Source organism: Synergistota bacterium (assembly GCA_021159885.1).
GTDB lineage: Bacteria > Synergistota > GBS-1 > GBS-1 > GBS-1 > AUK310.
Genome location: JAGHDO010000006.1, coordinates 1 through 20,010 on the forward strand (window position 1 = coordinate 1; position 20,010 = coordinate 20,010).

A 20,010-nucleotide genomic window follows, 5' to 3' on the forward strand; every position below is an offset into this window, starting at 1 on the left:
AAGCGAGATAAGAGAAAAGTTCATAGGCCTATTAAGAAGATACGAAAGCGAATATCATAATCTTGTAGCCGAGCACATAGAAAAACACTTAAGAGCGCTCGGCTTAAGCGCAGGGAGGTGAGAAAAATGATAACGGTTTTACAGTTTGGAGAAGGGAATTTCATAAGAGCGTTCTTTGACTGGATGCTTCAAAAGATAAACGAAAGGACCGGAACGAAAAATGAGGTGTTTTTGATTCAACCAATACCAGAAGGAAGACTCGAAAATATACTTAAGGCAGGGGGAAAATACCACGTTCTCCTAAGAGGATATGAGAATGGAGAGTATAAAGAGGTTCTCGATCGCGTTGAGGTCATAAAAGATGGTGTAAATCCCTTTAAAGATTACTCAAAATTGCTTGAAGCAGGGAAAATACCTGAGCTAAAGGTAGTTGTTTCCAACACGACAGAGGCAGGAATATTCTACAGAAAGATGGAAAAGGCGGAAAACTACCCATCGATGTTAGCGGAAATACTATACGAAAGGTTTAAAAACAACTTGTCTCCCCTTTATATACTACCATTAGAACTTATAGAAAATAACGGAGACAAATTAAAAGAATGCATAATCAAATATGCGAAAGATTGGAACTATCCCAAGGGCTTTTTCGACTACCTTGAAAGCTGTAAGTTCTACAACACACTTGTCGATAGGATAGTGCCAGGCTTTCCTAAGGAGGCAGCTGAAGAGATCTTCAAGAAAATAGGAGAGAAAGACGAGAACTTAACGAGCGGAGAGCTTTTCCACCTCTTCGTCATTCAAGGAGATCCCTCCATTTTTGAGATCCTTCCCTTCGATAAAGCAGGGTTAAACGTTATACTAACCGATAATTTAAAGTTTTATAGAGATCGAAAGGTGCGAATATTAAACGGATGCCACACATCTATGGTACCTGTGGGGCTTCTAAACGGCATAGAGTATGTGAAAGACTTCGCAGAGCATGAAAAATTCGGCAGATGGCTATATGAGCTGGCTCATGATGAAATCGTTCGAGCTTTCTCAGATAATGATGAGACTCACAAATACGCAGATGAAGTCCTCCAGAGGTTCAAAAATCCCGCCTTAAAGCACAGCCTGCGAAGCATAGCCCTTAATTCCATAAGCAAGATGAACACGAGGGTGCGCCCAACGCTCGAGGACTACTACCATAAGTTCGGAAAGCTACCTCCAAGAATAACGGAGGGAATCGCTCACATGGTCGAACTCTATGACTGTGATGGTATTAAGGAGCTTCCGGGAGGACCACTAAAGCTATCAGATTTCAGTGAACTTAAGGGACACGATACGGAAAGCATTATCGAAAGCTTTTTCCCCAACCTCGAGGGCAAGCTAAAGAGGGAGGTGCTTACCACCATTGAAAAAATACGTAAAGCTTGGAAGCGAGGATAATGTAGTCGTCGCATTAGTAGAAGTAAGAAAGGGGGAAAAAATCCTTGAGAACATCATCGCAATAGAGGATATCCCGGCGGGACACAAAGTTGCGATAAAGGAGATATCAGCAGGTGAGAAGATAATCAAATATGATCATCCCATAGGAATCGCAACGTGCAAGATAAAGCCTGGTGAATGGGTACATGTACATAACCTTAAAACCACGTTAACCCCAGAGTGGAAGCCGAGATGGATCAAAGTAAGGAAGATAAAGCTAACCGATGTTAAACACCCTTCAAGAACCTTTATGGGATATCTCAGGGAAAGTGGAGAAGCGGGAACAAGAAACGAAATCTGGGTAATTCCCACCGTTGGATGCATAAACGGAATCCTGAGAAAAATCATTACAGATATTAAAAAGCCAGAATGGATAGACGATATCAAAGTTCTATCTCACCCCTACGGTTGCTCCCAGCTCGGGGGAGATCTCGAGCTGACCAGAGACATTCTCGCAGGGCTTGCGAGAAATCCAAATGCAGGGGGTGTACTGATCGTTGGACTTGGTTGCGAAAACCTTCAAATAGATACATTGAAAGAAAAGCTCCTCGGACATCCAAACATAGCATTTGCCACCCTTCAAGACATTGAGGATGAGTTTCATACCATTCAGAGTATCTTAAGCGAGCTTATGGAAAAGGCAAAAGCAGAGAGAAAAGAATGCCCCTTAAGCGCCCTCACCGTAGGGGTTAAGTGCGGAGGAAGCGACTCCTTCTCAGGGTTAACTGCAAATCCTCTTGTAGGTAAGCTCGCAGACTATCTCGTTCACCACGGTGGAACGATTCTGATGTCAGAGATACCGGAAATATTCGGAGCAGAGGACACGATAATATCGAGGATAGAGGATGAAGAAACGTACGAAAAGTTCGTGAAAACGATAAACTGGTTCAGAGACTACTATACGAGATACGGACAACCAATTTACGAAAATCCCTCACCGGGAAACATAAAAGGAGGTATAACGACTCTCGAGGAAAAATCCCTCGGAGCGGTGAAAAAGAGCGGTAGCGGAACGGTGAGCGACGTGCTTCGATATGGAGAAACAGCTAAAAAAAGCGGAGTAAATATAGTATTTGGTCCCGGGAACGATCTCGTTTCATCCACCGCATTGGCGGGAAGCGGAGCAACGATTATACTCTTTACCACGGGAAGAGGCACTCCATACGGAACCGTGGTTCCAACCGTCAAGATATCGAGCAATTCCAGTCTGTATGAGAGGAAAGCAAACTGGATAGACTTTAACGCTGGGAAGATAGCAGAAGGCGCGGATACAGAAGAGGTTTTAAGCGAGCTCATCAAGCTCGTCATAAGCGTAGCGAGCGGGGAGAAAACGAAAAGTGAGAAAAACGGTTTTCACGAAATAGCCATTTTCAAAGACGGGGTGATACTATGATGGTCATCGAGTTGATAGGAAAGGAAGGAATAGTAGCAGTATTAAGAGCAGATTCTCCAGAAAAATGCGTTAAGCTCGCCAGAGAAGTATTCGAGGGAGGGATAAAGATAATAGAAATAACCTTTACCGTCCCCGAAGCAGATAAGGTTATCTCGAGAGTGGCCGAAGAGCTTAAAGACGCTATCGTAGGTGCGGGAACGGTCTTAAATGCAGAAAACTGCAAAAAGGCAATTCAAGCAGGAGCCCGCTTTATAGTAAGTCCGCATCTCTCTGAGAAGATAGCAGAAACAGCGAGCGTGCCATACATACCCGGCATAATGACCCCCACCGAATATGTAAGAGCTAAGGAGCTTGGATGCGAAGTTGTAAAAATATTCCCCGGAAGCGTGCTCAAACCCACTTTTATAAAGAGCATGAGAGGACCTTTCCCGGAGTTTAAGGCAATTCCAACAGGTGGGGTCAGCTTAGATAACCTTGAAGAATGGTTCTCAGCGGGAGCCTTTGCGGTAGGAGTGGGATCAAACCTGACGAAGAAGGGAAATCCTAAGGAAAACGCGAGACTTTTCATAGAGAAGATAAGGAGGTGTAGAAAATGAGCAAGGTCATAACATTCGGGGAGATAATGCTTAGGCTAAGCCCTCCAAATCACAAAAGGATATTCAACGCTACAGAATTTGAAATTAACTATGGAGGAGCAGAAGCCAACGTGGCATCATCACTGGCTCAGCTCGGATTAGATGCTTATTTCGTAACAAAGCTTCCGGAAAACGAGATAGGAAGAGCGGTCTTAGGGCACCTAAGAAGATTTAACGTAAAGACAGATTATATAGCCGTTGGAGGAGAACGTCTTGGAATATATTTTCTTGAAATAGGAGCTTCTCAACGCCCTTCAAAGGTAATCTACGATAGGAAAGGCTCTGCTTTCTCACAGTCCAAGCCGGATGATTACAACTGGGATGAAATATTTGAAGGAGCAAGCTGGTTCCACTTCACGGGCATAACCCCAGCTCTCGGCGGAGATCTTCCAGAAATATTGCTTGAAGCATTAAAAAAGGCCAAGGAAAAGGGCATAACAACAAGCTGTGATCTTAATTACAGAAAGAATCTCTGGAGTCCTGAAAAAGCCAACGAGGTAATGAGCGAGCTGATCGAATACGTTGACATAGCCTTAGGAAACGAAGAGGACGCCGAAAAGGTCTTTGGGATAAAGTCTGAAAACACCGATTTCGCCACTGGAAAGCTCAATAGAGAGGGATACATAGAGGTAGCAAAGAAGCTAAAGGAACGCTTTAACCTTAAAGCCGTTGCCATAACTTTAAGAGAAAGCATCTCGGCTACCGTAAACGAGTGGTCCGCTCTGCTCTTTGAGGAAGGCACACCATACTTTTCGCGCAAGTATAGAATAGATTATATCGTGGACAGGGTGGGAGGAGGCGACTCCTTCGCGGCAGGGCTGATATACGGGTTTATCAAGGAAATGCCTCCTCAAGAAAAGGTTAACTTCGCGGTTGCTCTCTCCTGCTGGAAGCACACCATACCTGGAGACTTCAACGTCTTTGCAGCATCCGAGATATCCAAGCTTGCAAGCGGATACACATCAGGAAGGGTGGAGAGATAAAGGAGGAATGAGAATTGCCGATAAAGAGGAAGACGAGCAAATCCGGACTTGTAGAGGTCGTCAAACGCGGAGAATTGAAATATGAACACTTCTTGGTCTTCAAGGGAAAGGGAGAAGAAAGTGTCAGGCTCAAAAGCGATGACGAAGAAGCAGTAGTTGTGCTTCTCTCAGGCATGATGAAAGTGGAAGTGGACAAAAAAAGCTTTAACACCGGATATAGAAAAGATGTTTTTTCATCAAATGCATGGGCAGTATATATCCCCCCAAGAAGAGAATTCAAAATAACAGCTCTTATGGACTCGGAAATAGCCATAGCTTTCGCGTTTGCAAGCACAGGCGTGGAGCCCTTCATGGTAAAACCTGAAGAAGTCAAAACGAGAAGCGTAGGAATATGGAACTGGAGAAGAGACGTTAAAGACATAATAGACTTACGCTACGGTGCAGAAAGGCTCCTCGTTGGCGAAACGCTAAACCCTCCTGGAAACTGGTCAAGCTGGCCTCCGCACAAGCATGACGAGGACAACTTTCCAGTAGAGGTAAAAACGGAAGAAATATATTACTTTAAGATAAAGCCGCCAACCGGCTTTGGCATTCAGAGAATTTACGATAAAAAGGGTCTTGAGGAAGTTCACGTAGTATTTGATGGGGATACAACCTTACTTCCTCGAGGATACCATCCCGTAGTCGCGGCACCCGGCTACAGTCTCTACTATCTGTGGATCATCGCGGGAGAGAAAAGGATGCTCCTTATGAATGACGACCCGGATCATGCGTGGCAAAAATGCGAGGAAGCTCTTCTTAAAGAGGTTTTAAGGCGGGAGCCCGTTTAAAAGGCTCCCGCCTTTTTTATCACTTCCATAGCAGGGAAGGCAGCCACATGGCTATAGCTGGAACATAGGTAACGAGCATAAGCGCACCGACCATAGCTACGTAAAACGGGAACATCGCTTTCATGACTTCCTCTATCTTCATCTTCCCCACTACGCATCCTACGAATAAAGTATTTCCCACGGGAGGGGTACACAAGCCTATTCCCAAGTTCATCATCATTATAATCCCAAAGTGCACCGGATCAACGCCAAAACGCGTTACGACGGGTAAAAATATTGGAGTTGTTATAAGAATCAGCGGTGCCATGTCCATTATCATCCCGAGAAGCAAAAGAACCACGTTAATTATAAGGAGAATCACACACTTATTAGAAGAAATGCTCGTTATAGCAGTGGCTATCATATCAGGAACCTTAAGATAAGCCAAGAGCCACCCAAAGGATGAAGCAGAAGCTATGAGGAACATAACTATAGCAGTTGTAGTCACGGTTTCTCTAAGAACCCTCAAAATCCCCCTGAATGTGATCTCCTTATAGACAAATACTGCTATGAAGAAGGCATAAACCACAGCAGCAACCGATGATTCAGTAGCAGTAAACACCCCGCTTAAAACCCCGCCAAGGATTATCACTATGGTGAGAAGGCCCCAAATGGAATCAAGTATTATCCTTATGGCTTCTTTTCCCCTAACACGCGGATTTACAGGATATCCTTTCTTAATAGCTATAATATAGGCCGGAATCATAAGACAAAGCCCTATAAGTATACCTGGTATCGCACCTGCGAGAAACAGCCTTGCTATGGAGACACCTCCAGCAGCAAAGGAATAGATAATAGCGTTATGACTGGGAGGTATCACTAATCCCTCGGTGGAAGAGGTAACTGTAACCGCTATAGAATAATCTCTATCATATCCCTTTCTGACCATTTCAGGAATCATTATAGATCCTATAGAAGCGGTATCCGCAACGGACGATCCAGACATCCCTCCAAAAAGCATGGAAGCAACTATATTTGCAAAGGCGAGCCCTCCCCTTATGTGTCCCACAAACATGTTAGAGACATCCACAAGGCGCCTTGCTATCCCCGATTCAGTCATTAGCTGACCAGCGAGAACGAAAAAAGGTATTGCCATAAGGGAAAAGTTATCGAGAGGATCGCATAGTTTTTGAAGAACGACCATCGGCGGTAAACCAAGATAAAATACCGTGAAAAAGGAAGACAGCGCAAGCGTGAGAGATATGGGAACCCGAAGTAGCAGTAAACCTATGAAGCTACCCAAGAGAATAAATACCGGAGTCATCTTCGTATTTCTCCCCTCCTTAGGAACAAATAGATGAACCTTTCAAGCACGAAAACAAGCATTATAACGCCAGAAACTACAAGCGCAAAGTAAGCATCTGCCGCCTTTAACCCGGTAGCTGGAAGAATCTGGAAACGCGTCAACTCAACTATATCTCTACCATAAAAGATCATGAAGATAGCAAGCATTCCATATAAGGAGATCTCTATGATGACTGGGATAATCGCCTTTTCACCGAAAATCCACTTAGCAAAGACTTCCATAGATATATGAATGGATTTTCTAACGCCCCATGCTGCACCTATCAGAACGAAGTATATCATAACAACGCCTATAAGCTCCTCAGCCCATGTCAGAGGATGATTGAAGAAATATCTCATTACCACTTGAAGGAAGGTAACGCCAACAAGAAAAATGAGCACTATATATAATAGCCCAACTAAAAGCTTATCAAACCAATTAAAAACCCTCATTAAAGACTTTCTATTATTTAGCCATTGCGCGAATCTGCTCTATAAGCTTGGAGTACTTAGCTCCATACTTATCGTAAACTGGCTTAACAGCTTTTATAAACGGTTCCTTCTTCGGATGGAATATCTTACATCCGCTCTCCTTAACTATCTTAAGGGCTATATTCTCATCCTTTATCCAGAGTTTCTTCTGAAGCTCCTGTCCCGCGAATGCAGCCAGCTCAAGTATTTTTCTATCCTCAGGCGAAAGCTTATTCCAAGTGACCTTGCTAACTAAAACTACCTCGGGAACCATAGCGTGCTCATCCAGGGAATAGTACTTAGCAACCTCATAGTGGCTGGTCTCGTAATAGCTCGGAGGATTATTTTCAGCTCCATCAATAACGCCCGTTTGAAGAGCGGTGTAGACCTCCTCAAAAGCCATTGGAACTGGACGTCCGCCCATAGCCCTAACCATATCAATCATGACTGGGCTTTTCTGAACACGGATTTTCAATCCCTTGAGATCAGCCGGAGAAAGAATAGGCTTCTTAACCGTATAGAAGCTCCTCGCGCCGGAGTCCATGTAAGCGACTCCGATGAAGCCAGCAGCTCTGAGATCTTTAAGCATCTTTTGACCTATATCGCTCTCAAGAACCTTCCACATATGCTTCCTGCTCTTAAACATATAGGGTAAAGCGAAAACTGAGATCTTAGGATAAAAAGCGGTAACAGGAGAAATAGAAACGCGATTGATGTCTATAACGCCCATCTGCGTCTGTTCAATGGTTTCTTTTTCCGAGCCAAGAACCGCACCAGGATAAACTTCGATCTTTATCTTGCCGTTGGTCCACTTATTAACCAGTTTCGCCATCAGCTCAAGTCCCTCAACTGTGGAGTAACCCTTCTTATGATCATCTGCAGCTTTGAGAACGATCACATTCCCCTTCTTCTCCATAGCTAAGGCAAAGCTCGAGAATGAAACGGCAACGGCCACTACCAGCAGAACCACCAACATACGTCTCACGATAAACCCCTCCTTCCTTAATTATTTGTTTCCTTTATAAATAAATATACCGTAAGAACGGCCTTCCGTCAAGGGCAGATGGAACTTCCTAAACCCGTTGACTTTTTATCGTTATTATCATAGTATTTACTTGCAAAAACGAAACTTCGGAGGTGCGATAAGATGAGAAAGGTCTACCTCGATCACTCAGCCACTACGCCAATCGATCCAGAAGTTTTCGACGAGATGTTGCCCTTTCTAAAAGAGCACTTTGGTAACCCCAGCAGTCTTCACTCCTGGGGAAGGAAAGCAAGAAAAGCCATAGAAGAAGCAAGAGAATCAGTAGCTAAGCTAATTTCCGCCGATCCCTCAGAAATAATATTCACTGGAGGAGGAAGTGAATCTAACAACCTTGCCATAAAAGGAACAGCACTCGCCCTACAGGGAAAAGGAAAGCATATTATAACATCGTCTGTAGAGCATCACGCCGTACTGGAAGTCTGCGAATGGCTTGAAAAAATAGGTTTTGAAATTACTTACCTGCCCGTCGATGAATATGGAAGAGTCAGCATAGAGGATTTAAAGAATGAAATCAGGCAAGATACCATCCTTGTCTCAATCATGTATGGAAACAACGAGGTAGGAACTCTTCAACCTATAAGAGAAATAGGGAAAATTTGCAGAGAAAGAGGCATCATATTCCATGTAGACGGCGTCCAGGCAGTTGGACATATCCCCGTAAACGTGAGAGAAGATTTCATAGATATGCTAACGATATCAGCACACAAGATGTATGGGCCAAAGGGAGTAGGAGCTCTGTATATAAGGAAAGACATTAAACTTACTCCGCTAATTCACGGTGGCGGACAGGAAAAAGGGCTAAGATCAGGCACGGAAAATGTGGCAGGCATAGTAGGTCTCGGAGCTGCATCAAAGCTCGCCTTAAAGAGACTCTCCAACGGTGATGAAGAAAGGGTAAAAAAACTTAGAGACAAGCTTATCGATGGCGTACTACGCGAAATACCGGATGTCATCCTCACGGGGCACAAGGAAGAGCGCCTCCCCTTCCACACAAGCTTCTGCTTTAAATATATCGAAGGAGAAGCGATAGTACTACGCCTCGACGCAGCTGAAATAGGAGCTTCTACCGGGTCAGCATGCTCCACGGGAAAACCAGAACCAAGCCATGTTCTTATCGCGATGGGGATCCCACGCGAAATAATACATGGTTCTCTCAGACTAACGCTTGGAAAAGATAACAGCGAGAGCGATATAGATTATGCCATTGAAAAGCTAAAAGAAACTGTAGATGACCTGCGAAAAATCTCTCCTTTTGGAAAAAAGAAATAAATAGGAGGTGCGGCTCCGTTGTATACGGAAAAGCTCCTTCAGTTATTTCTAAATCCTAAAAATGTTGGGCGTATAGAAGATGCTGACGGGATTGGAGAAGTCGGAGACCCGGGATGCGGTGATGTAATGAGAATTTACATAAAAGTCAAAGACGAAAGAATCGAGGACATAAAATTTGAAACTTTTGGATGCGCAGCGGCAATTGCCATCTCTTCGATGATAACAGAGATGGTTAAGGGAAAGACCCTTGAAGAAGCTCTTAAAATAACAAACAACGATGTTGCGGATGCTCTTGGAGGCCTGCCACCCCCTAAAATGCACTGCTCTCTATTAGCAGAGCAGGGAATTAAAGCCGCGATAGAAGACTATTTGAATAAGGAGGAAAGAAAAGAGAGAAATCATAAGCGTGGAGGGCAAAGTGGAGATAATTAAAAAGGGGTAAGTCCCAAGAGGGAACAAACTTACCCCTTTTCTTCAAATTTACCTTACTACGTCATATCTCTTCGCTTTCGGATGGAAGCTCAAGCCACTTTTTACCATAAAGGAGCCTTGAAACCAACATGGCTGCATTAGTATCTCCCGTAGCATTAACCATTGTAGCGGGCGCATCAACTATCTGTCCTATCATGGCGATAATGGGAAAGGCTTCGGGGGGGAAACCGTAAACGCTCGTTATGATGAGCGAGGCAGCGTATCCTCCTCCAGGGACACCGGAAAGCGCAACTCCTCCAAGGATAGCAATCAAAATAGCCATGGCAAGCTCATAACCGCCGGAGAAGGGTTTACCAAAAACAGCAAAGAGAAAGGCTATCTTAAGTATCCCACTTAAGCAGGAACCATCCATGTGAATGGTTGCTCCTATAGGTAAAACGAGCTCCCTGACCTCACGAGGAACGCCTATCCTTCTTGCAGCATCCAAGTTAACAGGAAGGGTTGCAACGCTACTACAGGTTCCAAAAGCAGTAATCGCCGGAGGTATAATATTCTTCCACCATCTTCTAAGGCCTTCCATCCCCCCCGCCATATAAGAAGTAATGGAGTACATCACAACCCAATATACAAAAGCTGCTGGGAAGTATATGGCCGCTGCCCGTGCATAAGCCCCCAAAAGCTGAGTTCCAAGCGTCCCGGTAAGAGCAGCAAAATAGGCAAAAATTCCTATAGGTGCGTAAAGCATCACTATCCAGACAAGCTTAAGCATAGCTTCAGAAAGGATATCGAAAACGCGAGCTAAAGACCTCCCTCTTTCTCCAACGAGGTTTATAGCTATACCTAAAAGTATGGCAAAGATTATCATAGGCAGCATGTGAGATTTATCAAATAGTTGATAGAAAGAAGAAACCGTGAAGGTCTTGACCATTCTCGCTGCAAGTGAAAAACTCTTTATTTCCGGAGCTTTGGGAAGCTGAAAGGTTCCAGGCTGAACCGGTGGAAAGATCTTCAAAATAAAAATCATGAATACAGATGCCACGAGACCGAGAACTATAAATATAAATATGGTAGAGCCAAGTATCCTTCCAAGCTTACCTAAACCACCGAGGTTAATTATGGCTGAAACTATAGTAATGAAAACAACAGGTGTTACCACCGTAAACATAAGATTCAGAAAAATATCACCGAAGGGTTTTAGCTTAGATGCGGCGGGACCCATACCGAGACCTACGAGAGTTCCCAAAACCATGGAAAGAATAAGTATGAGCGGAAACCTATACCCCTTAAACAACTTCTCCAGAGACGCCAAGCTGCTCCACCCCCCTTTCAGGATCGGTTAGCGTTTGGCATACCATCTTACATGCAGCTTTGATTGCTTGGTTGTAATAATATCGTCTATCAAAGAAATTGTCAACGAAAATTAAACCTTCTCGAAGGGGTAAAAATAGTGCACATGAAACATAAGATTAAAGATATTCAGACTTTCTTCATAGAACTTTTAGCGCAAAATCAGTGGTTCTGCAAAACGGGATTAACAGTGGTTTGTTATGAAAGCACGATTTCACCAATAAGGGACCATGTTTCCCCTTTCAAAATTCTCACCTTAACGAAGCTCCCTATTAATTCCCTTTTTCCCTTAAATATAACAATTCTATTAGCCCTGGTTCTTCCTTGAAGCATTTCCCCCTTTGGAGCGATTCCATCTACGAGAACTTCAAAAACCCTTCCCTCAAGTTCTTCATGTATACTCTTAGCTATCCGCGCAACTGTTTCATTTAGCCGATTTATTCTTTGCTTCTTTGTGTTTTCATCTACCTGATCTGGAAAAGTAGCAGCTAAGGTACCGGGACGGGGGGAGTAGATAGCAGTATAGACAACATCAAATCCGACTTCCTCAACCAGACTTACGCTCTTCTCGAAATCTTCCTCCGTTTCACCGGGGAATCCAACTATGATATCGCTTGTATAGCTCGCTTCCGGGGAAGGAAAGGAAAGCTTAAGTCTATCTATAAGCCTCAAATAATCTTCTCTTGTATATCCCCTTCCCATTCTCTTAAGTATCTTCGTAGATCCAGATTGGACCGGCAGGTGAAAGTGCTCACAAACCTTACTGCATTCCTCTATAGCCTTTATAAGACCCTCGGTAAGATCTAAGGGATAAGAAGTGGTAAAGCGAACCCATTTTATCCCCTCTATTCTCTCTATTTCTCTCAGAAGATTAGCAAGAGAATATTTAAAGGGAAGATCCTTACCATAAGACTCTACGCTTTGTCCTAAAAGGGTTATCTCCTTATATCCTTGGGACGCAAGCTCCTCTATCTCCTTGAGTATGGAATCGGGATGCCTGCTCCTCTCTCTGCCCCGCGTGTAAGGAACTATACAATAGGTACAAAAGCGATCGCACCCATATATTATAGGGACCCATGCCTTAAAGCTTGAGCACCGTGCCACCGGAAGGCTATCCGTCTCCATTATTTTCTCATCATCCAAAAATAATAATCGTTCTCCCTTTAAAATCCTGGGAAAGGCTTCCTGTAAACGTGGAATAGCAGAAGGTCCCACAACAAGAACCACGAACGGGAATCTCTCTAAGAGCTTTTTTCCTTCCTTCTGAGCCATGCATCCGCAAACAGCAACTAAGGGTCTTCCGTTTTTCCTCCACAACCTATTTATTTTGCCGAGTTTTCCATAAACCTTCTTCTCAGATTTATCCCTCACCACACAAGTGTTTAATACGAGGAAATCACAGTTCTCCTCGCTATTAGCTTCCTCAAGACCAAAATCAAGCAAAACCCCACGTATCCTCTCGCTATCCGCAAGATTCATCTGACAACCATAGGTTCTTATGAAAAAGCTTTTAAAGCCCATCAAGAGATAATTCCCTCACCTTCCATTCTTCGGGAATGCCATTTGCGTTCCATCCCCGTAATTTATAATACTCATCGAGCATCTTGTCAAACGCCTCCTTAGGTAACTTAGCCTTCCTCTCACCTCGTGGAGGAAGAGGAAGCCCTTCCTCAAAGACACGCGGAGGCAAAATATCGTCTTTCCTCTCTATACCAGCTTCCCTAATATTGAATAATCTTACGAGATTCCACACCCTTTCTCCCACTTTAAGATACTCCTCCTCACTAAAACTGATACCTATGGAAAGCCTAAGCGCTTCTATCATATCTTCCACCGAAATGGGGAGAAAATCACAAACTATTAGCGAAAAAGCAACCGCTCTTTCATCCTGAACTTCCTTAACGAAGTCAGCGACCCCCTCCGTAGAAAACCTCCTAAGTCCTCCATCCATCTCAGCTCTAACCGTCCAGGCTCTTTGATGGCATGCTCCCCTATCCGAGGTAGCGTAAGCCAGCGCCATCCCCCATGAAGATCTCGGCTCATATCCCGGAATTTCCAACCCCTTAACATGCATCGCGAAACGCTGGGTCTCCCTGCCAAGCCTCTCTGAAGCCCTCCTAACTCCCTCAGCCAGAAGATCACCTATACCTCTACGATAGGCTATATCCTTTATAAGGCTTAGCTGTCCATCCAGATCCCCAAAGGAAGGAGCCTCACTCAAAAGGCCCTTCTCCGAACATTCCATAGCGAATCCCACTACCACCCCTGTGGATATGGAATCGAGTCCAAACTCGTTGCAGAGATAAATCGCCTCCGCCACCCCTTTAATATTATCAATACCATCATTGCTTCCCAAAAGAGCTATGGACTCGTATTCGACCTTGACATCCCTTCCGTCTTTAACCTTCATAACCTTGCCACATGCTATGGGACAGTTAAAACAGGAAACATCTCTTTTAGCATAATACCTAAGGTTAGTCCCAAGCAGGCCGTAAACCGGCGTTATAAAACCCTGTTTAAAATTATAGGACGGGAGTATGCCGTTTCTACAGACAGGATCGACCCAGTAAGAAGTTCCTATGACCCTTCTTGTATGTATAAAGTCGTTGTCAAGTATGACACGCATCAAGCGGGAGGAAAACCTTCTAAAAGCGTTTTCCTCATAAAGCTTCACCCTTCCGCTTCCCTTAACCGCTATAGCCTTAAGATGTTTGCTACCCATTACAGCCCCTGCCCCACCTCTCCCAGCTATCCCAGCCCTAAAGGGATCAGAATCCTTGTCAAATGAGATGGTCGCAAATCTCACCAAGTTCTCACCAGCAGGACCTATACATGCAACTGAAGCATCAGAACGAGTAAAGAGCCTAATTTTCTCCACTGTACCCTCTATGCCTAAGCCCCATATCTCACGAGCATCTCTTATTTCAATATTCTCGTCCTCAATCCATATGTAAACGGGGATATCGGCTTTCCCCCTGATTATTAAACCATCATATCCCGCTTTTCTTAACTCTGGACCGAATCTTCCCCCAGCGTGGCTATCCAGAAAAAGTCCGGTCAGCGGGGATTTGGTTATTACAACCATCCTGCCTGATGCAGGAAAAGGAGTACCGGTAAGCGGTCCTGTAAGAAAGATGAGAAGATTTTCTTCTGAGAGAGGATCAGCTCCCTTGAGCTCCTTATAAAGCAAATAAGCACCCATACCCTTTCCTCCAAGGAAAAGCATAATCTCCCTTTCCGAAAGCCCCCGCTCCGCAAAGGATTTCTCACTAAGGTTAATCTCAAGAAGCCTGCCAAACATATTTAGACCCACCTCCTCCTCGCTTATGTTAGAATAATATATCATCTCCCACCTTGTCAAACTTCATTTCTTTGATACAATTTAACGAGGTTTTATACTGGTATGCTAAGGGAGAAGGCGTAAAAGCGAAAATGGGATATGGCTTCTTTGCAGAGTATTTCTGCCATGTGGGACAGTGGGGAACTCATATGGATCCACCATGCCACTTTCATAGGGGATTAAGAAGCATAGACCAGATAAGCGTGAGAGAGATGTTCCTACCCCTCGTGGTGATCGATATTCACGAGAAAGTCAAGAAAAACCCAGATTATCAGGTCACGATGAAAGATGTAAAAGCATGGGAGAAAAAATATGGCCCCATTCCTCAGGAAGCCTTCGTGGCCTTAAGGACCGATTGGTCTAAGAGATGGCCAGATGCTAAGGCAATGCAAAACAAAGACGAAAAGGGAATAGCCCACTACCCTGGATGGAGCATGGAAGTTTTAAAGTATCTCTTCGAAGTGAGGAAAATAACCGCTATAGGACACGAAACCACGGACACAGATCCTGGAATATCAACCTCGAAAGACGATTACTCCTTAGAAAGCTATGTACTCAAGACAAACCATTATCAGATAGAGCTTTTAACAAATCTGGATAAGGTACCAGAATATGGTGCCTTAGTGGTGGTAACCGCACCTAAGCCAAAGGGAGGACCTGGCTTCCCCGCAAGGGTATTCGCAATCGTTCCGCAATGAAAAAGCTCTGCGGGGTTCCTTAAAAGGAACCCCGCAGATATCCATAAGCCAGCAGAACATATAGAGCCACACCTTTCCAAAGAACGTCCTCATCAACATCAAATCTTGGATGATGATGGGGGTAGATTATATTCTTTCCCTCATTTTTAATTCCAAGGAAAGCAAAAGCTCCCGGGATTTCCTGAAGGTAATATGAGAAATCCTCAGAAACCAGAACCATCTGAGCCTCAGCCACCTCGCTAATTTCTCTCGCTGTATCCATAATAAATTCCGCCAATTCAGATGTGTTAACGGTTGGAGGATATGGAGCCCTAAACAAGGAAACCTTTCCCTCACAATCCCACGCTTCCGAATACTTCTCAACAACGCGTTTGAGCCTCTCCATAACCGCATTTCTAATCTCCATATCAAAGGTTCTTAAGGTTCCCTGCATAACTATTCTGCTTGGAGTAACGTTATAAGCATGGCTACTTTCCACAACAGGAGCGGCTATAACAACAGAAGAAAAAGGGTTCGTATATCTTGAGACTATCTTTTGAAGAGCGTTATATATATCGGCAGCCGGAACGGTAGGATCCTTAGTAAGATGAGGAAGAGCCACATGTCCCCCTTTTCCTCTTATCTCTATGAGGAAACCATCTGAAGACGCCATCATGGGCCCTTTCCTTGTGGCTATGGTTCCAGAAGGCAGATCAGCCCACACATGAATGCCAAATATAGCATTCACACCTTTCAATCCACCTTCTTCTATAATTTTTTGAGAACCACATCCACCCTCCTCTGCAGGTTGAAAGATAAGCTTGACATTACCCCCAAGGCTATCCCTAATTTCTGAAAGTATTTTTGCCGCCCCAAGAAGCATAGCCGTATGAGCATCATGACCACAAGCATGCATCTTGCCCGGAATCTTAGACCTGTAGGGAACATCGTTCTCTTCCTCGAGCGCCAAAGCATCCATATCAGCTCTTAAAGCAACCATCTTATTTCCGCTACCTTTCAATATACCTATAACGCCGGTTTCGGCGATCGTATAAGTTTCATAACCGAATTTCTCAAGCTCTTTCTTGACGATCTTTGATGTCTCCTTTTCCTCAAACTTAAGCTCCGGGTACATGTGAAACCTTCTTCTCATCTCCACTACGTAATCTTGAAGCTTCTTAGCTCTTCTAATCACGAAATCCTTCAAGATTCCTTCCCCCTTTCATCAAGTGAAGCCCTTGCAGTCCTCCAGTTTATGAAGTAGAGGATACCAAATATCACAAAGCCCAAAAATCTCGAAAGCAGAATATCTGGTATGAGAAGGAGAGCTGCTACGGCAAAGAGAATCCTCTCATAGACAAGCAATTCTCTCTTTAGCATTCCTATAACCGCAATTGCCATCGAGTATAAAGCCACAAGAGCGCTTGAAATCGCCCAAAGAAACGCTCCCCACGAGAAGTTAACGAGTAAAAGCACCGGATTATAGGCATACATATATGGTATTATAAAACCAGCTATACCCAAGCCAAGTCCCGTAAAGGCAACCTTAGTTGGATTAGCCCTCGCTATAGCAGCAGCAGTATAGGATGTGAGAGCAACCGGAGGAACCACAGCAGACATCGTCCCAAAATAAAACGCGAAAAAGTGGGCAACGAGGTTATTCACACCTATCATAATAAGAGCGGGAGCAGCCACCGTAACCGTTATTATGTAGCAGGCTGCAGCGGGCAAACCCATACCAAGTATAATAGCGGTTATCATGCATAAAACAAGCGTAAGCCAGAGATGTCCCCCAGAGAAATTTACGATGTTATATCCAATCTCTTGCCCAAGGCCAGTCATACCTACCACGCCTATCACATACCCCACTATAGCACAAACTACCCCTATGGATATAGCACCCACCGCACCCTCATTCAAAGCTCCAAGTATATCCCTTAAAGAAAGCCTCGTATCCCTACGAATCGCTCCGAGAACTATGATAAGCCCTAATCCCATAAGCGCACTAATAATAGGACTAAAACCCATTATTAAAGCGCCTATCAGAAAAACAAGTGGAACCATCATATGCCCTCTTTCCTTTAGAACCTTCCCTATCTTGGGAAGCTTTTCGCGAGGTATCCCCTCAAGCCCCCATTTGGCTGCACCAAGGTCAACCATATTATAAAGCGTGAAATAGTACAGAAGCGCTGGAACAAAACCAGCGTACATGATCTTTATATAGGGAATACCAAGAAAAGAACTCATTATAAAAGCAGCAGCACCCATTATCGGCGGAGTGATAATCCCCCCTGTAGAGGCAATTGCCTCCACCGCCCCGGCGAAATACGGCTTGTAACCGGTTCCTATCATCAGAGGGATTGTAAAACTTCCCGTTGTAACGACATTTGCCTGTGAGCTTCCGCTAATTGTCCCAGTTAAAGCACTCGCTATTATGGATATTTTCGCAGGCCCTCCTCTCTTAGTTCCCACCATAGCCGATGCGAGATCATTGAAAAATTTGGAAGCTCCACTTGCCTTAAGAAAACTCGAAAACAGAACGAAAATAAACACATATGAGGAAGAAACCATAACCGCTATACCCGGTATTCCTTCATTAGTCATGGTCATGCGAATCATTATCCTTCTTAAGTTATAGCCCTGATGTGAAAATGGCTCCGGAAAATAAGGACCAAAGTAAGCATAAAGCAGGAAAAATGTCGCAAAGATGGTCAGAGGCAGTCCCACAACACGGCGCGACGCCTCTATAACGAGAAGCATAAGACTCATGCCGTAAACATAATCCAAAAAATTCGGATTAAGAAGCTCTCTAAGCATCCTCTCATAATTGATTGAGAAGTAAATAGCAACCCAAAGGGACCAAAGAGATAAACCCCAATCCAAAAGAGTAGGTCTATCCTCGGGAGACTTCGAGGTAGCTGGATAATACAAAAAGGCAAGCGCCATTAGCAAACCAACATGTATAATATTTCGCTTAATAATGATCGTCAAGCCTATGCTATTCATCCAGAGATGAACAAGAGAAGTAAAAACGCCGAGGGCAAATGCCCAAAAAGCTACTTTCCCGCTCAATCGTCGCAACTTTCTCTCCATGACCATACCCCTTTCTCCAGCATGATTTGATTAAAAAGGGGTGGCGTTTTTATGCAAAAACGCCACCCCCCGAAAGAACCTCGAAGATAAGGCTCACTTCTTCATTTCCGGAGGAAGCATATCCTTGGGAATCTTTATCCCGTGATCCTCATAAAACTTAACCGCTCCTATGTGGAACGGAACCCCACCTATCTTAGTGGCATTCTTAAGGCTCAAGAAAGAGAGAGCATGATGCTGTTTCTTCATCTCATCAAGTGCCTTAAGGTACATCACCTCGAGCATCTTATAAACGATATCTGCTGGAAGATCTTTCTCCGCAAGCAACGCACACGGATTTGCTGCAACTCTCAAATCCCTATCTTGATGAGGATATATACCTTTTGGTATTATGCCTCGCACATAAAAGGGTGCTATCTTACGCAGTCTTGCAAGCTCCTCATCAGATATCTCAAGCATGCCTACGGGCACTCTACCAGCATAGGCTTGGGCAACCGCTGCAGTTGGAATACCAGCAGCTAAATAAGCAGCGTCTATTAATCTGTTTTGAAGCGCTTCAACAGATTCACCATATCCCATATATTCGGGAATGATGTCCTTAAATGTAAGCCCTGCCGTCGCTTGCAACAATGCCTTCATATAAAAGTGCGGATTGCCCGCCGGTCCCACAGCTACCCTCTTGCCCTTCAGATCCCTCCAATGCTTTATCCCCGTATCCTTCCTGTAAATCACCTGCGTCATTTCAGGCCATAGAGCGGTAACATACCTTATATTCTTTATAGGCTTACCCTTAAACTGCTGAAGACCAGCGTAGGCCCAAGAAGCAGGAGCGCTACCTGCTATGCCCATTTGAATCTCCTTGCGGCCAAGCATGGTAAGATTCTCAATGCTACCCCCAGACGTCTGAGCAGACCACTTGTATCCTGTGTTTTTAAGGTATTTGTTAAAAGTATTGGCTATTATGGTACCCGCAGGGTAAAAAGTTCCTCCTGTCGAACCCGTACCAATGACTATAAACTTCTTAGCAAATCCTATACCAAGACTGATGGAGAGAAACAGAGCTATAACCGCCAGAACCGCACCTATCTTCCTCAAACTCATTTTTCGTTCCCTCCTTTTAAAATATGATCCTTTCTTTAAAATTATACCATTTTAGAGGAGTCCTCGTCCAGCAAAAAAGAAAAAGGGGCATCCCTTCTAAAGAGATGCCCCTTCAAAAAAACAAAAAGGCCCTTTGGCAGCGACCTACTCTCCCGCCCGGTCTCCCGAGCAGTACCATCGGCGCTGGAGGGCTTAACTTCCGGGTTCGGAATGGAACCGGGTGTTTCCCCTCCGCCATAGCCACCAAAGGACCCTCTTCTTTAGTCTGCACCTTAGCAACTGAATAGGGAGAGATTAGAAGAGGTTTAAGGCCTCGGTATATTAGTACCGGTCAGCTCAACCCATTACTGGGCTTACACCCCCGGCCTATCTACCCGGTAGTCTCCCGGATACCTTACCCGCAAGGTGGAAATCCACCTTGCGGTAGGATGCCTCATCTTGGGGCGGGCTTCGCGCTTAGATGCTTTCAGCGCTTATCCCAACCGGACATGGCTACCCAGCGATGCGCCTGGCAGCACAACTGGTACACCAGAGGTCCGTCCACTCCGGTCCTCTCGTACTAGGAGCAGCCCCCCTCAAGCATCCTGCGCCCGCGGCGGATAGGGAC

At 44.6% G+C, this 20,010-nt stretch carries 16 protein-coding genes, 2 rRNA genes and 1 pseudogene; 8 read left to right on the top strand and 11 right to left on the bottom strand.

Annotated elements, in window-relative coordinates; translation table 11 throughout:
* Positions 1-111: 111 nt before the first annotated feature.
* The 5 genes and pseudogenes from J7M13_00310 to iolB all read left to right on the top strand — a co-directional run bounded on the left by J7M13_00310 (position 112) and on the right by iolB (position 5,308).
* Positions 112-1,428: pseudogene (locus J7M13_00310) on the top strand (tagaturonate reductase).
* Positions 1,394-2,860, top strand: a complete 1,467-nt coding sequence (locus J7M13_00315; GenBank protein MCD6362438.1) for an altronate dehydratase — start codon at positions 1,394-1,396, stop codon at positions 2,858-2,860. The pseudogene J7M13_00310 and the gene J7M13_00315 overlap by 35 nt, the downstream one beginning before the upstream one ends.
* Positions 2,857-3,456: a bifunctional 4-hydroxy-2-oxoglutarate aldolase/2-dehydro-3-deoxy-phosphogluconate aldolase gene (locus J7M13_00320; GenBank protein MCD6362439.1), complete on the top strand. Its 600-nt coding sequence runs from the start codon at positions 2,857-2,859 to the stop codon at positions 3,454-3,456. Before J7M13_00315 ends, J7M13_00320 begins: the two co-directional genes overlap by 4 nt.
* Positions 3,453-4,478 carry a sugar kinase gene (locus J7M13_00325; GenBank protein MCD6362440.1) on the top strand — a complete coding sequence of 342 codons (1,026 nt, stop codon included), beginning with the start codon at positions 3,453-3,455 and terminating at the stop codon, positions 4,476-4,478. The genes J7M13_00320 and J7M13_00325 overlap by 4 nt, the downstream gene beginning before the upstream one ends.
* Before the next feature lie 20 nt (positions 4,479-4,498).
* Entirely contained in the window at positions 4,499-5,308 is an 810-nt protein-coding gene (gene iolB / locus J7M13_00330; protein MCD6362441.1) for a 5-deoxy-glucuronate isomerase, read from the top strand.
* Between the two features lie 19 nt (positions 5,309-5,327).
* Here the strand turns inward: iolB and J7M13_00335 are convergent, their stop codons facing one another.
* The 3 genes from J7M13_00335 to J7M13_00345 are packed head-to-tail and all read right to left on the bottom strand — an operon-like array spanning position 5,328 to position 8,087.
* Positions 5,328-6,611 carry a TRAP transporter large permease gene (locus J7M13_00335; protein ID MCD6362442.1) on the bottom strand — a complete coding sequence of 428 codons (1,284 nt, stop codon included), beginning with the start codon at positions 6,609-6,611 and terminating at the stop codon, positions 5,328-5,330.
* Positions 6,608-7,084, bottom strand: coding sequence for a TRAP transporter small permease subunit (locus J7M13_00340; protein ID MCD6362443.1), 477 nt, complete (start codon positions 7,082-7,084; stop codon positions 6,608-6,610). The genes J7M13_00335 and J7M13_00340 overlap by 4 nt, the downstream gene beginning before the upstream one ends.
* A 13-nt stretch (positions 7,085-7,097) precedes the next feature.
* Positions 7,098-8,087, bottom strand: a complete 990-nt coding sequence (locus J7M13_00345) for a TRAP transporter substrate-binding protein (protein ID MCD6362444.1) — start codon at positions 8,085-8,087, stop codon at positions 7,098-7,100.
* A gap of 162 nt (positions 8,088-8,249) precedes the next feature.
* On the opposite strand from J7M13_00345, the gene nifS reads away from it, so the two are divergent.
* Complete coding sequence (gene nifS / locus J7M13_00350) at positions 8,250-9,416, top strand: cysteine desulfurase NifS (GenBank protein ID MCD6362445.1); 1,167 nt, start codon at positions 8,250-8,252, stop codon at positions 9,414-9,416.
* 18 nt (positions 9,417-9,434) lie between these two features.
* Positions 9,435-9,848 (top strand): Fe-S cluster assembly scaffold protein NifU, encoded by a 414-nt coding sequence (gene nifU, locus J7M13_00355; GenBank protein MCD6362446.1) that lies wholly within the window; start codon positions 9,435-9,437, stop codon positions 9,846-9,848.
* 61 nt (positions 9,849-9,909) lie between these two features.
* Here nifU and J7M13_00360 read toward each other — a convergent pair whose 3' ends face one another.
* The 3 genes from J7M13_00360 to J7M13_00370 all read right to left on the bottom strand — a co-directional run bounded on the left by J7M13_00360 (position 9,910) and on the right by J7M13_00370 (position 14,496).
* Positions 9,910-11,097: a dicarboxylate/amino acid:cation symporter gene (locus J7M13_00360; protein ID MCD6362447.1), complete on the bottom strand. Its 1,188-nt coding sequence runs from the start codon at positions 11,095-11,097 to the stop codon at positions 9,910-9,912.
* 296 nt (positions 11,098-11,393) lie between these two features.
* Complete coding sequence (gene miaB, locus J7M13_00365) at positions 11,394-12,719, bottom strand: tRNA (N6-isopentenyl adenosine(37)-C2)-methylthiotransferase MiaB (protein MCD6362448.1); 1,326 nt, start codon at positions 12,717-12,719, stop codon at positions 11,394-11,396.
* The gene (locus J7M13_00370; protein MCD6362449.1) at positions 12,706-14,496 is read right to left on the bottom strand and encodes an aldehyde ferredoxin oxidoreductase family protein; all 1,791 of its coding nucleotides are present in this window, start codon (positions 14,494-14,496) and stop codon (positions 12,706-12,708) included. The genes miaB and J7M13_00370 overlap by 14 nt, the downstream gene beginning before the upstream one ends.
* A gap of 131 nt (positions 14,497-14,627) precedes the next feature.
* Here J7M13_00370 and J7M13_00375 point away from each other — a divergent pair, with 131 nt between their 5' ends.
* Positions 14,628-15,233, top strand: a complete 606-nt coding sequence (locus tag J7M13_00375; protein ID MCD6362450.1) for a cyclase family protein — start codon at positions 14,628-14,630, stop codon at positions 15,231-15,233.
* 19 nt (positions 15,234-15,252) lie between these two features.
* On the opposite strand, the gene J7M13_00380 is transcribed toward J7M13_00375, so the two are convergent.
* From J7M13_00380 to J7M13_00400, 5 genes are all read right to left on the bottom strand, one after another.
* A complete protein-coding gene (locus tag J7M13_00380) occupies positions 15,253-16,365 on the bottom strand; it encodes an amidohydrolase (protein MCD6362451.1) in 1,113 nt (370 codons plus the stop codon).
* A 50-nt stretch (positions 16,366-16,415) separates the two neighbouring features.
* On the bottom strand, positions 16,416-18,305 hold the full coding sequence (locus J7M13_00385) for a TRAP transporter permease (GenBank protein ID MCD6362452.1): 1,890 nt from the start codon (positions 18,303-18,305) through the stop codon (positions 16,416-16,418).
* Between the two features lie 93 nt (positions 18,306-18,398).
* The gene (locus J7M13_00390) at positions 18,399-19,403 is read right to left on the bottom strand and encodes a TAXI family TRAP transporter solute-binding subunit (protein MCD6362453.1); all 1,005 of its coding nucleotides are present in this window, start codon (positions 19,401-19,403) and stop codon (positions 18,399-18,401) included.
* A 131-nt stretch (positions 19,404-19,534) separates the two neighbouring features.
* A 5S ribosomal RNA gene (gene rrf / locus J7M13_00395) occupies positions 19,535-19,651 on the bottom strand.
* A 53-nt stretch (positions 19,652-19,704) separates the two neighbouring features.
* Positions 19,705-20,010, bottom strand: a 23S ribosomal RNA gene (locus J7M13_00400); the annotation flags it as partial.